General features: G+C 62.4%; 15 protein-coding genes. 9 read left to right on the plus strand and 6 right to left on the minus strand.

Annotation, left to right across the window (positions count from 1 at the left end; all coding sequences use genetic code 11):
• The first annotated feature begins 168 nt into the window (after window positions 1-168).
• Entirely contained in the window at window positions 169-639 is a 471-nt protein-coding gene (locus ACWTU7_RS09840) for a MarR family winged helix-turn-helix transcriptional regulator (protein WP_455839631.1), read from the plus strand.
• 16 nt (window positions 640-655) lie between these two features.
• Here ACWTU7_RS09840 and ACWTU7_RS09845 read toward each other — a convergent pair whose 3' ends face one another.
• A complete protein-coding gene (locus ACWTU7_RS09845; RefSeq protein WP_455839630.1) occupies window positions 656-1,534 on the minus strand; it encodes an AraC family transcriptional regulator in 879 nt (292 codons plus the stop codon).
• A 35-nt stretch (window positions 1,535-1,569) separates the two neighbouring features.
• Here ACWTU7_RS09845 and ACWTU7_RS09850 point away from each other — a divergent pair, with 35 nt between their 5' ends.
• The 5 genes from ACWTU7_RS09850 to ACWTU7_RS09870 all read left to right on the plus strand — a co-directional run bounded on the left by ACWTU7_RS09850 (window position 1,570) and on the right by ACWTU7_RS09870 (window position 5,622).
• On the plus strand, window positions 1,570-1,977 hold the full coding sequence (locus ACWTU7_RS09850; RefSeq protein WP_455839629.1) for a DUF2000 family protein: 408 nt from the start codon (window positions 1,570-1,572) through the stop codon (window positions 1,975-1,977).
• Window positions 1,978-2,130: 153 nt separating this feature from the next.
• Window positions 2,131-3,015 (plus strand): DMT family transporter, encoded by an 885-nt coding sequence (locus ACWTU7_RS09855; RefSeq protein WP_455839628.1) that lies wholly within the window; start codon window positions 2,131-2,133, stop codon window positions 3,013-3,015.
• 122 nt (window positions 3,016-3,137) lie between these two features.
• Window positions 3,138-4,160, plus strand: a complete 1,023-nt coding sequence (locus ACWTU7_RS09860) for a LacI family DNA-binding transcriptional regulator (protein ID WP_084831271.1) — start codon at window positions 3,138-3,140, stop codon at window positions 4,158-4,160.
• Window positions 4,157-5,140 (plus strand): 2-hydroxyacid dehydrogenase, encoded by a 984-nt coding sequence (locus ACWTU7_RS09865; protein WP_455839627.1) that lies wholly within the window; start codon window positions 4,157-4,159, stop codon window positions 5,138-5,140. The genes ACWTU7_RS09860 and ACWTU7_RS09865 overlap by 4 nt, the downstream gene beginning before the upstream one ends.
• 83 nt (window positions 5,141-5,223) lie before the next feature.
• Entirely contained in the window at window positions 5,224-5,622 is a 399-nt protein-coding gene (locus ACWTU7_RS09870; RefSeq protein WP_455839626.1) for a hypothetical protein, read from the plus strand.
• A gap of 21 nt (window positions 5,623-5,643) precedes the next feature.
• Here ACWTU7_RS09870 and ACWTU7_RS09875 read toward each other — a convergent pair whose 3' ends face one another.
• Window positions 5,644-6,417, minus strand: a complete 774-nt coding sequence (locus tag ACWTU7_RS09875) for a gamma-glutamyl-gamma-aminobutyrate hydrolase family protein (RefSeq protein ID WP_455839625.1) — start codon at window positions 6,415-6,417, stop codon at window positions 5,644-5,646.
• 289 nt (window positions 6,418-6,706) lie between these two features.
• Here ACWTU7_RS09875 and ACWTU7_RS09880 point away from each other — a divergent pair, with 289 nt between their 5' ends.
• Complete coding sequence (locus ACWTU7_RS09880) at window positions 6,707-7,816, plus strand: TRAP transporter substrate-binding protein (protein WP_455839624.1); 1,110 nt, start codon at window positions 6,707-6,709, stop codon at window positions 7,814-7,816.
• Window positions 7,817-7,878: 62 nt separating this feature from the next.
• Here the strand turns inward: ACWTU7_RS09880 and ACWTU7_RS09885 are convergent, their stop codons facing one another.
• From ACWTU7_RS09885 to ACWTU7_RS09900, 4 genes are all read right to left on the minus strand, one after another.
• Entirely contained in the window at window positions 7,879-8,901 is a 1,023-nt protein-coding gene (locus ACWTU7_RS09885) for a zinc-dependent alcohol dehydrogenase family protein (RefSeq protein ID WP_455839623.1), read from the minus strand.
• A 19-nt stretch (window positions 8,902-8,920) separates the two neighbouring features.
• Window positions 8,921-10,690: a TRAP transporter large permease gene (locus ACWTU7_RS09890; RefSeq protein ID WP_455839622.1), complete on the minus strand. Its 1,770-nt coding sequence runs from the start codon at window positions 10,688-10,690 to the stop codon at window positions 8,921-8,923.
• The gene (locus ACWTU7_RS09895; protein ID WP_065006078.1) at window positions 10,687-11,271 is read right to left on the minus strand and encodes a TRAP transporter small permease subunit; all 585 of its coding nucleotides are present in this window, start codon (window positions 11,269-11,271) and stop codon (window positions 10,687-10,689) included. The genes ACWTU7_RS09890 and ACWTU7_RS09895 overlap by 4 nt, the downstream gene beginning before the upstream one ends.
• 377 nt (window positions 11,272-11,648) lie before the next feature.
• Entirely contained in the window at window positions 11,649-12,554 is a 906-nt protein-coding gene (locus tag ACWTU7_RS09900) for a branched-chain amino acid ABC transporter permease (protein ID WP_065006077.1), read from the minus strand.
• A 150-nt stretch (window positions 12,555-12,704) separates the two neighbouring features.
• Between ACWTU7_RS09900 and ACWTU7_RS09905 the strand changes: the two genes are divergently transcribed.
• A complete protein-coding gene (locus ACWTU7_RS09905; protein ID WP_455839621.1) occupies window positions 12,705-13,313 on the plus strand; it encodes a CGNR zinc finger domain-containing protein in 609 nt (202 codons plus the stop codon).
• Window positions 13,306-13,836, plus strand: coding sequence for a hypothetical protein (locus ACWTU7_RS09910; protein ID WP_065006075.1), 531 nt, complete (start codon window positions 13,306-13,308; stop codon window positions 13,834-13,836). The genes ACWTU7_RS09905 and ACWTU7_RS09910 overlap by 8 nt, the downstream gene beginning before the upstream one ends.
• The last annotated feature ends 4 nt before the right edge of the window (window positions 13,837-13,840 follow it).

Raw genomic sequence — 13,840 nt, forward strand, 5'->3', positions numbered from 1 at the left:
AAAGTCGTTTGTCATCTAACTGAAATAAACATCTGGCATTAGCCACGGCGGACACCGCATTGCTTGCCGGCAAAGCTGTTTTGCAAAGCCGGATCTTTTGATCGTCGATTGCCAACCGGGCGGCTGCCTCTATGCTGTCCGCACCGGTTCGGCCGAAGAGGGATGACCATGGCCAAGGCGGACAAGACTGCGACAATGAGCCGGCTGCATTCGGCGGCGCGGCTGGCACGTACTGCGCTGGCGGCGCGGCTTCTAGGGCACGGCTTCTATGCCGGTCAGGACCAGATCATGCTCGCGCTCGACCGTGAGGACGGGCAGACGCCCGGCCATCTTGCCGGTCGCCTCGGTGTGCGCCCGCCGACCATCACCAAGACCATCAACCGGCTGCAGGCGCAGGGCTTCCTGGAAAAGCGCGCCTCTTCCGCCGATGCCCGCCAGGCCCATATCTTTCTGACCGACACGGGCCGCGAAATCATTCATGCCATCGAGAAATCGGTGAAGAAGACCGAGAAGCAGGCGCTGAAGGGTCTCGATAAAAAGGACCAGAAGGCGCTGTTCAAGCTGCTCGCCCGCGTTGAGGCGAACCTCTCGAACGGCGAGATGGTTCTCGTCGACGATGAGATCGACGCCGACGAATGATCAGCGGCTGACGCCATCAGGCAGCGGCTGCTGACGATCCATGGACCAATGCCGACCAGCGGCCCGGCGTGACACCGAACGCTTTCTTGAAGTGCCTGTTGAAATGACTTTGGTCGCTGAACCCGGCCGCTATCGCGATCTGCGCCAGTGGCTCGCTTGCCTCGATCATGCGGCGTGCTCGTTGAAGCCGGCGCATCAAGAGAAAGCGATGCGGGCTGGTGGAGAAGGCAGCACGGAAATGCCGCGATAGGGCGTAGCGATCCAGCCCGGTGATCGCCTCCAGCTCGTCGGAGCGGACGATACTGAAAACATTCTCTTCCAGATAGTCGCGCGCCAGGCTGGCTGCGCGCCATGCTGTCCTTGGGATCGGTTTCGCCGGCAGGCCTGCATGCCGTGCCAGGCTTTGCATCACCTGCGCAATGAAGTCGGCGACAAACAGATCGTCCAGCTTCTGGTCCAACGGCCCCAGCGCCGAAAGCAGCCTCGTGCGGAAGACAGGATCCGTCAGCACGGCATCCCTGACGAAAGGCAGCGATGCGTCGATCGTATCAAGGCAGTCCAGCACGACGGACGGCTCCAGATAAAGCATCCTGTAACGCAGGCCCTCTTCGGTGCCGGCACCGCCGTCGTGCAATTCGTCGGGATGGAGCACGATAATCTGGCCGGGCAGGCTATGGTGCGACGCGCCGCGATAACGGAAACTCTGGACGCCATGCAGCGTCACGCCGATGGCGTAGGTATCGTGACGATGGAGATCGAACGCGCTGCCGTGGAACCGGGCCTCGATACGCTCCATGCCGGCGGAATCGGGTGCCGAGATGACGCAGTTCTCAGCCGCGTCAACGCACAAACGTCCAAGACCTTGGAAGGCCTCGCCATCTAGACTGTGTGACATCGCTTCACTCACAAACCTCGAATGGCAAATGTCTCATGTTCGACACGAAATTTGCAATCGTGCTGCAGGACGACCTTCCCGTCTGGCAAAAGCTCAATGTCACCGCCTTCCTGACCAGCCGTATCGTTGCGCAGTATAGCGACATCATCGGCGAACCCTATCGCGACCGCGCCGGCAATATCTACAATCCGCTCTCGATCCAGCCGGTCATCGTGCTTTCGGCCGATCGCCCGACGCTCAGTGCGATCCACCGGCGGGCGCTGGACCGCGGTGTGACGACCTCGCTCTACGTCGACGAAATGTTTTCGACCGGCCACGACGCGGCGAACCGCGCCGTCTTTGCCGAATTCGCACCCGATGACGCCAAGGTCGTCGGCATCGCGGTGCGTGCCGAAAAGAAGCTTGTCGACAAGATCACCAGGGGCGCCCGTATGCATCCCTAGTGCACGTAGTCAGCTGTTGTCAGCCTCCTCTGGCTTGCCGGCAGGTGACAATTGCCTCAAAGGTAGGGCTCTGCCCTGCTTCCATCCGGCCTGAAATTGAGTGCTCTCCCAAGACAAGACGAAAGCGCGACGCCTCCGGCGGCGATCCTCTGCATGCTTTCCGTCTATGTATTTTTCACCTTCCTCGACACCAGCAGCAAATATCTTGTCATGGCCGGCGTCTCGGCGCTGATCGTCGCCTGGGCTCGCTTCGCCGTCCATGTCGTGCTTGTCGGTGTCTTTCTGCGCGGATGGCGCGAGCCGGCGCGCTTTCGCGCCAGCAATCTGCCGGCGCATATCCTGCGCGGCGCCTTCCTGTTCGGATCGACCATTTGCAACGTCATGGCGCTGCGAACCTTGCAGCTGGCCGAAACCACATCGATCTATTTCTTCGCGCCGATGGTGATCACAGCAATCGCCGGTCCTTTGCTCGGTGAATGGGCTGGCTGGCGGCGCTGGCTGGCAATCCTGAGCGGCTTCGTCGGCGTCCTCATCATCACCCGGCCAGGCGTTGGCGTCTTTGGCGTCGGCCATCTCTTTGCGCTCGGCTCGATGCTGTCGAACTGTTTTTACGTCATCATGACGCGGCGCATGTCGGCCACGGAAACCTCGGAGAGCCTCATTCTCTTTTCGGCGCTGGCGCCGGCCGTACTTCTCCTGCCGGTGCTGGCGTTTTCGCTTTCGCTGCCGCAGGATAGCTGGCACTGGTTCATCCTGCTGATGCTTGGCGTCTTTGGCGCAATCGGCCACTGGCTCCTGGTTCAGGCCTATCGTCTTGCCACCACCACGGCATTGGCCCCCTATCCCTATTCACAGATGATCTGGATGATCATTGCCGGCTGGATTGTCTTCAACCAGTTTCCCGACCGCTGGACGCTCGTCGGGGCGATCGTCATCGTCGCTAGCGGCCTTTATATCGTCCATCGCGAGCACCGGCTTCGCGTGCGCAACCGCGCCGCCCTCGACGTCGAGGTGGAAGCGCTGGCAAAAAAACTTTGATTTGTTCCGGAAGGGTGGCATAAGGCCGCGTTTAAACTGTTTAGATCATGATCCCGAAAGTGGAATCCGGTTTTCGCTGGAGATCATGGTTCAGCTCTAGATCGTCGGGGGAGCGCAAGGCGCTGGCACAGAAGATCAAGCTTTCGACGATCGCGGATGCGCTCGGTGTGTCCACGGCCACGGTCTCGCTGGCTCTGCGCGACAGTCCGCTGGTTGCCGGAAACACCCGCGACCGCATCAAGGAACATGCCCGCGCCATCGGCTATATCTACAATCGCCGTGCCGCCAGCCTGCGCACCTCGCGTTCGGGCATCGTCGGCGTCGTCGTTCACGACATCATGAACCCGTTCTTCGCCGAGATACTGCGCTCGATCGAAAGCGAGCTCGATCGCAGCCGGCAGACCTTCATCCTGTCGAACCATTACGACCAGCTCGAAAAGCAGCGCACCTTCATCGACACGCTTTTGCAGCTCGGCGCCGACGGCGTCATCATGTCGCCGGCCATCGGCACGCCGCCCGAAGACATATTCATGGCCGAGGAAAACGGCCTGCCCGCGGTGCTGATCGCGCGCACCGTCGAAGGCGCCGACGTGCCGGTGTTTCGCGGCGACGATGCCTACGGCACTGGGCTTGCCACCAACCATCTGATCTCGCTCGGCCATAAGCGCATCGCCATGATCGGCGGCACCGACCAGACCTCGACCGGCCGCGATCGCTACCAGGGCTATGTCAACGCTATGGAGGCGGCCGGGCTGGCGGTCAGGCCGTCCTGGCGCATCGCCGGTCCGCGCACCAAGCAGGCCGGCTTCGAGGCCGCCGGGCAGTTCCTTGCGCTGAAGGACAAGCCGACCGCGGCCTGCTGCTGGAACGACCTCGTCGCCATCGGCCTGATGAACGGTATTGCACGCGCCGGGCTGGTGCCGGGCATTGACATCTCCGTCACCGGCTATGACGATCTCGAGGAGGCGGCGATCGCGACGCCGGCGCTGACCACCGTGTGGAACGGCCAGCGTGAAGTCGGCCGCCGCGCAGCCAGCGCGCTGCTCGACAAGCTCAATGGGCAGATGGTGCGGCCGTCGCAGGAACTGATCAAGCCGGAACTGCATGTGCGCCAGTCGACCGGCAAACCGGTGGAGCGTGAATGACAAAAGCCGAACAGCAGCAAGCGGTCGCCATTCTGGTGCCGGGCCAATTCAATGATCATGCGGTCGGTCGCATCGACCGGACGTTCAGCCGCGTCTGGATCGAACGGGCCGATGCGTCGCTGGTCACCGACGAGCTGCGCCGGACGGTGCGCGGCATTGCCGCCTTTGGCGGGATCAACGCAGCCCTCATCGACGCGCTGCCGAACCTCGAGATCATCGCCAATTTCGGCGTCGGCTATGATTCGGTCGATGCCCGTCACGCAGCACAGCTCGGTGTCATGGTCACCAACACGCCTGACGTGCTGACCGAGGAGGTCGCCGACACGGCGATCGGGCTTTTGATCAACACCATCCGCGATCTGCCGCGCGCCGAGACCTGGCTGCGCGACGGCAGTTGGGCACGCAACGGCAACTATCCGCTAAGCCGGCTGACTTTGCGCGGTCGCAGCGTTGGCATTTTCGGCATGGGCCGCATTGGTCTCGCCATTGCGCGCCGGCTAGAGGCCTTTGGGCTGCCGATCGCCTATCACAATCGGCGCCGCGTCGAAGGCCTGGCCTACGAATACCACGGCACGCTGAAAGGCCTTGCCGAGGCGGTCGATACGCTGATCTCGGTGGCGCCCGGCGGCGCCTCGACGGAAAAGGCGGTCAACGCCGAGATCCTGTCGGTGCTTGGCCCGAATGGCGTCTTCGTCAACATCGGTCGCGGCAGTACGGTGGACGAGGCAGCTCTTGCCGCAGCCCTGGCCAATGGCACCATCGCAGCTGCCGGGCTCGACGTCTTCGCCGATGAGCCGAACGTGCCGCCGGCGCTGCTCGCCGCTCCCAACACCTCGCTTTTGCCGCATGTCGGCTCGGCTTCGGAACATACCCGCCGCGCCATGGCCGATCTGTGCGTCGACAATCTGATTTCCTGGTTTTCGGAAGGGAGGGCGCTGACGCCGGTGCCGGAAACGGAAAAGGTCAAGGCGCGCAGCTGAGTAGCACGCTTTCTTATTTGTTAACTATGGCTTAACGCTTTGAAATCATTCTATATCTTTCGCCAAACACCCGGAGAACGCAGATGAAAGCACTTGCTGCATTGATGGCGGTGGCCGCGCTGTTCGGCAGCGTTCAGCTGTTTCACGGCGGCAGCGGCGAAGGCCGCACAGCCGCCGATGAGCCAACGCCGTCGTCCGACGACTACAGGCTGGTGGCCAATGGCGACGAAGCCTCCTGCGCGGTCAAGCGCGGCACTGAGATTTCGCATGGCCTGTCGCTGTTGACGGTCACTGCGAATTGCCGCCGGGTCTTGCCCGGCATCGAGCGCGCGAAATTCTGGCGTGAGCAGGATGACGGCACGGTCACCTTCAGCGCGAACGGCATCGACCCGATCGTCACTTTCGGCGTCGCCGACGGCGACGGTTATGAATCCTACGCGCCAGCCCTGCCGCTGCTGTCGCTGGCGGCCGGCAGCGATTAATGTTGACGTCTCACCGCTGAACTATTCCGCGGCGGCCCGCGTGCCGGATTTCGCTGCGGCGTGCAGGCGCACCGCGTCGCCGAAGGCGCGGAATATCCTTGCTGAGATGCTGTCCGACTTGACCCAGTATTCGGGATGCCACTGGACGCCGACGGCGAAAGCACGGGCGTCCCGCACCGAAACCGCCTCGACCGTGCCGTCAGTGGCGACCGCCTCTATCTGCAGCTTCGGGCCGAGCCGGTCGATGGCCTGGCGGTGCACCGAATTGACCATAATGTCGCCCACCCCGAAGACGCCGGCGAGGCAGGTGCCAGGCTTGATCGAAATGGACTGGCGGATGGCGAAGCGTTCGTCCTGATTGTCGCTCGCCGGTGCGCGATGGTCCAGCGATCCCTCGCGCTCCTGAATCTCTGTGGCCAGCGTGCCGCCCAGCGCCACATTCATTTCCTGGATGCCGCGGCAGATGGCGAGCAGCGGCACGCCGCGCTCCACTGCCTTGCGGATCAACGGCAGCGTCGTCGCGTCGCGGGCAGGATCGTAGGGACCATTGGCCTCGCTGGCATCGCCGCCGTAGAGCGAGGGATGCACATTGGACTTCGAACCGGTGACCATGACGCCGTCGACCGATGACAGGAGTTCGTCGAAATCGAGCCGGTCGCCGAAGGACGGCACCAGCACCGGGAATACGCCGGCGCCCGAAAGCGCCGCCTCCAGATATTGCTGCGGAACGGCATGCCAGGTGTAGTTATCGAACTGGCGGACGTCGGTCGATATGGCGACGAGCGGCTGCTGCATTTTTGATCCGGGTTCCATTCAGTGCAGGGACATATTCTGCCTTTAAAATAGGCGATCCGAAGGGGCTTTGCCATGACAAGTTCGGCATGTCGCATGGTCCACGGAAACGGCGTTAGACTTAAGTTGCAAGAAGTGCGTTCGCGCCGCGAGTTTTGCGGAAACGCCGCCGGCAAAACCGGCTGCCATGGCTGGACTCGACTTCTTGCCCGTGTATTGTCTGCCGCGAAGCCGATCCGGGGCACAGAGCATTTCCCGAACGTCGGTCTATTGATCCAATAGGGAGGACTTCATGGATCGTCGATCATTCATCCGCAAGGCCGGCGCGACCGGTGTGGGCGCCGCGGCGGCTACAGCAGCGCTTGCCGCGCCGGCTATCGCGCAATCCAATCCGAAAGTGACATGGCGCCTGGCGTCGTCCTTCCCGAAATCTCTCGACACGATCTACGGCGGCGCCGAGGTCTTTTCCAAGATGCTTGCGGAGGCAACCGACGGCAGCTTCCAGGTCCAGGTCTTCGCCGCAGGTGAACTCGTGCCCGGCCTGCAGGCCGCGGACGCCACCACCGCCGGCACCGTCGAGGCCTGCCATACGGTGGCATATTATTATTGGGGCAAGGACCCGACATGGGCGCTGGGCGCTGCGGTTCCGTTCTCGCTCAACGCGCGCGGCATCAATGCCTGGCATTACCACGGCGGCGGCATCGACCTGTTCAACGAGTTTCTCGCCACGCAGGGCCTTTTTGGCTTGCCGGGCGGCAATACCGGCGTGCAGATGGGCGGCTGGTTCCGCAAGGAGATCAACACCGTCGCCGACCTTTCGGGCCTCAAGATGCGCATCGGTGGCTTTGCCGGCAAAGTGGTGGAAAGGCTCGGCGTGGTGCCGCAGCAGATCGCCGGCGGCGACATCTATCCGGCGCTGGAAAAAGGCACCATAGACGCCGCCGAGTGGGTCGGCCCTTATGACGATGAGAAGCTCGGATTCTACAAGGTCGCGCCGAATTATTATTATCCCGGCTGGTGGGAAGGCGGGCCGACCGTCCATCTGATGTTCAACAAGGCGAAATACGAAGAGCTTTCACCGGCCTATAAGGCGCTGGTGCACACCGCCGCGCAGGCCGCCGACGCCAACATGCTGCAGAAATACGACTTTCTGAATCCTGCGGCCGTGAGGCGGCTGGTGTCCGGGGGCGCCAAATTGCGCCCGTTCAGCCCGGAAATTTTGGCAGCCTGCTTCGAAAAGGCAAACGAGGTCTATGCCGAGATGGAAGCCTCGAACGCGCCGTTCAAGAAGATCTGGGACTCGATCAAGGCGTTCCGCAAGGAGCACTATCTCTGGGCGCAGGTGGCCGAGTACAATTACGACACCTTCATGATGGTCCAGCAGCGCACCGGCAAGCTCTGACAACAGTTACCGCGCCACGCGCTCTTCGGGACGCGTGGCGCCGTCACACTTCGATTGGCGGATCAGCGCGGCACAACCAGCACCTTGACTTCGCCTGGCGCAGGCGGATTGGCGATCACCGCAGCCGCCTCCTCAAGCGTCACATGCCGTGAGATGAGCTTGTCGATCTCGATCGCACCCGAGGCGATGAGATCGGCGGCCCGGCGATGCGTAAACGGATTGAGAAACGAGCCCAGGACCCTCAATTCCCGGAACAACAGGTCGAAAGGTTCGAACTCGGCCTTCATGCCTTGAGGCATCACGCCGACGACGACAACCGTACCGCCGGCTTTGGCCAGCCGCATCGATTGCTCGACTGTCTCTCTTACGCCAGCGCATTCGAACACCACATCGACACCGCCTGGCATCAGGCCCGACGCACCGACGACCGTGTCGATGATATCGCAAGCGCTTGGGTCGACCGTCGCCGTTGCGCCCAATTCTTCGGCGAGGGCACGCCGCGAGGCCTGCCGCGTCGACAGGATGATTGTCGTCGCGCCGGCAAGCCTCGCCAGCTGCACGGTGAGCAGGCCGATCACGCCGCCGCCAAGCACGGCGACCGAGGAGCCGGGTCTGATCTGCGCCAGGTCCAAGCCATGCAGGCAGCAGCCAAGCGGCTCGCAGAACGCGCCATGCGTCGGCTTCAGGTCTTTCGGAAGGGAGAAGGCCTGCTTCTGGGGCAGCACGACATATTCGGCGAAGCCGCCGTCGCGGCGGATGCCGATGGCAATCAGATTATGGCAAAGATTGATGCGACCGGCATTGCAGTGGGGACAGCTCCCGCAGGCGATGTTGGGATCGCCGGTGACGCGATCGCCTACCGAAAAGCCGGACACAGCGGTTCCAATCGCTTCGACGATCCCGGAGAATTCATGTCCGAGCGTCACCGGCGGCGTACAGGGAAATTCGCCATGGAAAAGATGCCGGTCGGTTCCGCAGACGCCGCATGCCTCGATCCGCACCAGGAGATCGTCCGGCCCGGCGGCCGGTTTGCCGACCTCCCGCAGGGCGATATTGCCTACGCCCTCCAGCCGCACCGCTTTCATGTCTGTTGAACCTCCGGCATCAATTGAAACTCGGTGGTTGGGACAGATCGGGTGCTGGCGCTGCTGGCTTGGCAGGCGGCGTTTCACCGAAACTCGGCGGCTGCGACAGGTCCGGTGCAGGCACAGTCGGCGCCGCGCCATCCGCCGGCGGTGTGCCAAGCGGCGACAGGCCCGGCGTTTCCGGTACCTGGTAATCGATCGTGCCCGGGTCGACTGGCGTGCCCTTGTAGTGCATCACCATCTGCGGGAAAGCGATGGTCAGGCCGATCATGATGACCTGGATGCAAACGAAGGGGACCGCACCCCAATAGATCTGGCCGGTGGTCACCGGTGCGATCTGCTTGCCGGTGAGGCGATCCAGATAGGGCACCCTGGCGGCGACCGAACGCAGGTAGAACAGCGCGAAGCCGAAGGGTGGATGCATGAAGCTGGTCTGCATGTTGACGCCGAGCAGCACGCCGAACCAGATCAGGTCGATGCCGAGTTTGTCGGCGGCCGGCGCCAAAAGCGGCACGATAATGAAGGCGAGCTCGAAGAAGTCGAGGAAGAAGGCGAGCAGGAAGACGAGGATGTTCACCCCGATCAGGAAGCCAATTTCGCCGCCCGGCAGCGATGTCAGGAGGTGTTCGACCCAGATATGGCCGTTGACGCCGTAGAAGGTGAGCGAGAACACACGCGCGCCGATCAGGATGAACAGCACGAAGGACGACAGCCGCGTCGTCGACGCCAGCGCCTGCTTGATCACGTCCAGCGACAGCCGCCCTTTCATCGCCGCCATGATCAGCGCGCCGACGGCGCCCATGGCGCCGCCCTCGGTCGGGGTGGCGATGCCGAGAAAGATGGTGCCTAACACCAGGAAGATCAGCGCCAGCGGCGGAATCAGCACGATGATCACCTGCTGCGCCAGCCGAGACATCATGTTGATCTTCAGGCGCTGGTCGGCGATCGCCACAACGTAGATTAAGATCACGCCGATGGTGGCGCCGAGGATGTCGGCGTTTTGGCCCTGCGAGGGCGCAAGATAGCGATAGGCCGCGTAGGAAACCACGACTGCCGCCAACACCGCGACCAGCAGCGACAGGACACCGTGGCCGAGTGTGCGGGCCTCCAGCGGCAGGGCCGGCATCGACTTCGGCCGGACGATCGACATGATCACGATGTAGATCGTGTAAAGGCTCGTCAGAATCAGCCCCGGGATCAGCGCGCCCGCATACATGTCGCCAACCGAGCGGCCGAGCTGGTCGGCCAGAACGATCAGCACCAGCGAGGGCGGGATGATCTGGGCGAGCGTGCCCGACGCCGCAATAACGCCGGACGCCACACGGCGGTCATAGCCGTAGCGCAGCATGATCGGCAGCGAGATCAGGCCCATGGCGATGACGGAAGCAGCCACCACACCCGTGGTTGCGGCAAGCAGCGCACCGACGAAGATCACGGCATAGGCGAGGCCGCCGCGGATCGGTCCGAACAATTGGCCGATCGTATCGAGAAGGTCCTCGGCCATGCCCGATCGTTCGAGCACGATGCCCATGAACGTGAAGAACGGGATGGCTAGCAGCGTGTCGTTCGACATCACCCGGCTGCCGTAGAAATTGTCCGGCAGTGCGTGCAGCAGCGGCCAAGCGAGATTGATCGAGCCGCCCGAATAGGGCGACAGAAGGACACCGATAAAGAAGAACAGCAGGCCGTTGGCGGCGAGCGAAAACGCGACCGGGTAGCCGATCAGCAGGAAGATGACCAGCGAGGCGAACATGATCGGCGCCATGTTCTGGGCGATGAACTCGATCACGAGCGCACCTCTTCGGCGAGCGCCTTCGCTTCGAGTTCGGCCTGCTCATGGACCGATATGAACGGGGTGGGATCGTCCATGTCGCCGCGCATGATGGCGATCTTCTTGATGATCTCGGAGATACCCTGGAGCGCGAGCAGGAAAAAGCCGACCAGCAGGATCGCCTTTGCCGGCCAGATGATCAGCCCGCCGGAATTGTTAGACATTTCGCCGCTGCGAAACGACAGCGACACATAGGGAACGAAATAGATCACCATCAGGGTGACGAACGGCATCAGGAAAAAGAGATGGCCGAGAAGGTCGATCCAGTGCTGCACGCGGCGCGAGAACATGCCGTAGACGATGTCGATGCGGATATGGTCGTTCTGCTTTAGCGTGTAGGCGGCGGCCAGCATGAAGGCGGCGCCGAACAAATACCACTGCAGTTCCAGCCAGGCGTTCGATGACATGTCGAACGTCTTGCGGATGACCGCATTGGCGGCGCTGACCAGGATTGCCAGCAGGATCAGCCACGACACCCATCTGCCGATGAATTCGTTCACACGATCAATGGTTCTGGATAGAGCGAGAAGCCCTGCCATGCATTCCTCCCTTTACGCATCGGCCCGAAATCGGTGTCGATTTTCGGAAAGCACGTTGCGTGCTTCAAAGTATCAGCGGCGCGCCATCCCGCTTGTTTTCCGCCGCCTCGATGTGGCCCAACGGTATGCCGTGCGTGGCCCGGCGGGTCAACACAGGGCAGACCGACTAAAACAATCTTGTGAAGTGAGGAAGGGGGCTTTTGAGATGAGGAAGGGGGCGAAGCAGCCGCCTGACCCGGCGCATGACCCCGAAAATGGGAATCGATTTTCCCTGGGATCATGCGCAAAATCAAAGTGCTACAGCGTCCTTTGCGCGTCCGAGAGGACGCGCGCGCTGTAGACGTCATGCAACCAAAGTCTACCCAGGCTTGGTACAGTCAGGCGATCTTGCCCTGATCGCGGCCGGTGCCGATCAGCACCAGCATGGCGACGAGGAACAGATACATCCAGCCATCGCGCCATTCGAGCGGAAAATAGCCGGCCCACAGCGATTCGGCCATGCCGAAAGCGGCAGCGCCAAGTGCTGCCCGCAACGGCGAGAGATAGCCGCCCACAGCCGTCACAAAGAGGATTTTCAGCCCGTAGACCAACCCTGTGCCGAAGCTGATGTTGCCGTAGTAGAAGGCGGCGAGCACGCCGGCCAGTGCCGCGCAAAGGCCGCCGAAAAGCACCGCACGCCGAAGCACCGCGCGAACATCGACGCCGCACATCGCTGCCGCCCTGGGATCGTCGGACACGGCGCGCCAGCGCCGGCCGAAGCTTGATTGGGCAAACGCCCAGGCGGCGAGCCCGATAGTTGCCGCGACGACAGCGCAGTCGAGCAACTGGATGAGCGTCAGCGTGGCATTGAAATTGGCCCCTCGCGCAAAAATGATGGGCTGAGCCAGCATTGGCGGCAGCCAAAGATCATGGGTGTCGGCGGCGATACGGCTGGCTTCCGACAGGGCCAGCAATATGCCGAGCGTCGTCACCACGATGGCGTTGGGCGAGCGGTCGGCCAATGGTTCGAAGATGCTTCGCGACAAGACACGGCTGAGCAGCGCCGCATAAAGGAACGCCGCAGCTACGCCGAGCGCGACGGATGCAAACAGCGTCAGCCACAGCACCTGATAGCCGAACGCCGCGGTGAGGATCATCGTATGCCCGCAAAAGGCGAACAGCGCCCCATAGGCAAGGTTCGTCCGGTGCAGGATGCCGTTGGTCAGCACGTAGCCGAAGGCAAGCAATGCGTAGAGCGCGCCCGAATGCAGCCCGTTCAGAACCTGCTGGAAGAAATAGAGCATGCAATGTCCTCGATGCATGCCCCGCAATCGGGGCGCAGCGGTTTGGGACGAACGACGTTCTCAAGACAAGGCGATGGCGATCGCCTCCGTGACGAGCGTTGCACCCGGAATCTAACTTGTCAAATGCGATTTATCGGTTAGATTCGCCATATGGTAGTATCCTGGACTCCGCACCGCTTCACCGGTGGCCTGCTTGCGCTCGACACGGCGAACACTGTCGTCTTGCGGAACGATCCGGAGAAAAGCTTCGACCGGCTCAAAGATCCGGCGGAGATCGCCCGCTTTGCCGAAGCGGCGAGCGGGTTTCGCGCCGCCGAGCTCGGCGGCAGGCCGCTCGAAGCGCCGGCGCCTGAAAAGATCGCGCCGGTGGTGCTGTCGATCAGGGAGACGACCGATCGGCTGTTTCGCCGCGCGGTTTCGAAAGGTGCGATCACTACCGGAGACATGCCTGAATTCCTTGAAGCCTGCGCCGACGGACTCGCCCAAAGCCGCACCGAAATCGGGAGGCCCGGAAAACCGTTCGGCAATCCGGCGACGCCGATTGCCTTCGAGGCGGCGCTTGCGGTCTCGGCGCTGTCGCTGCTGCGCGGCGACACAATCGCCAGGCTGAGGATATGTCCGAACTGCAGCTGGCTGTTTGTCGACAAAAGCCGCAATTCCAGCCGCCTCTGGTGCGACATGGCGGTGTGCGGCAACCGACAGAAGGCAAACCGATACTATCGCCGCCGGACCGCGGCGAGGGAGATCACCAATGTCTAAAAGATACTCGCGCGCGATGATTGTCGTCGCAGCGTTGTTCGCGGTGGCCGCGCTCGGCGCCTGCCGTGACTCCGGCAAGGACCAGCTGTTCGCCATTTCCGGGAAGCTGTTCGAGTTCAATTACCGGCTGGGCATCGCCACCTATGTCATCACCCTCAATCCGTTGCGGCCGGTGGGCGAGGGACAGGTCGCCGTGGTCTCCTTCCAGAACCCGGCCGGTGGTGATCCGATCATCGTCACCCAGAAAATATGGCCGAAGCTGCCGCATGTGACGCTGACCAGCCCGCCGCTCACCTGCGTCGTAAAGGACAAGCCCTATACCGTGTCGATCCGCATCGAGGATCGCAGCGGCAAATTACTGCAGAGTTTCGAGACGACACTGACGTCCTCGCTCGACCAGTCGGTTCTGCCCGACCGGCCTCTCGTGGTCGGGCCAGTCTACGAGCTCAACAAGGACCTGGCCGGCCATGTCGACGGCAAGCTGCCCGGCGAACCGAAGCCCAGTTGCCCAAAGGCTGCATGATGCG

This window comes from Mesorhizobium sp. BHscii (assembly GCF_053848065.1).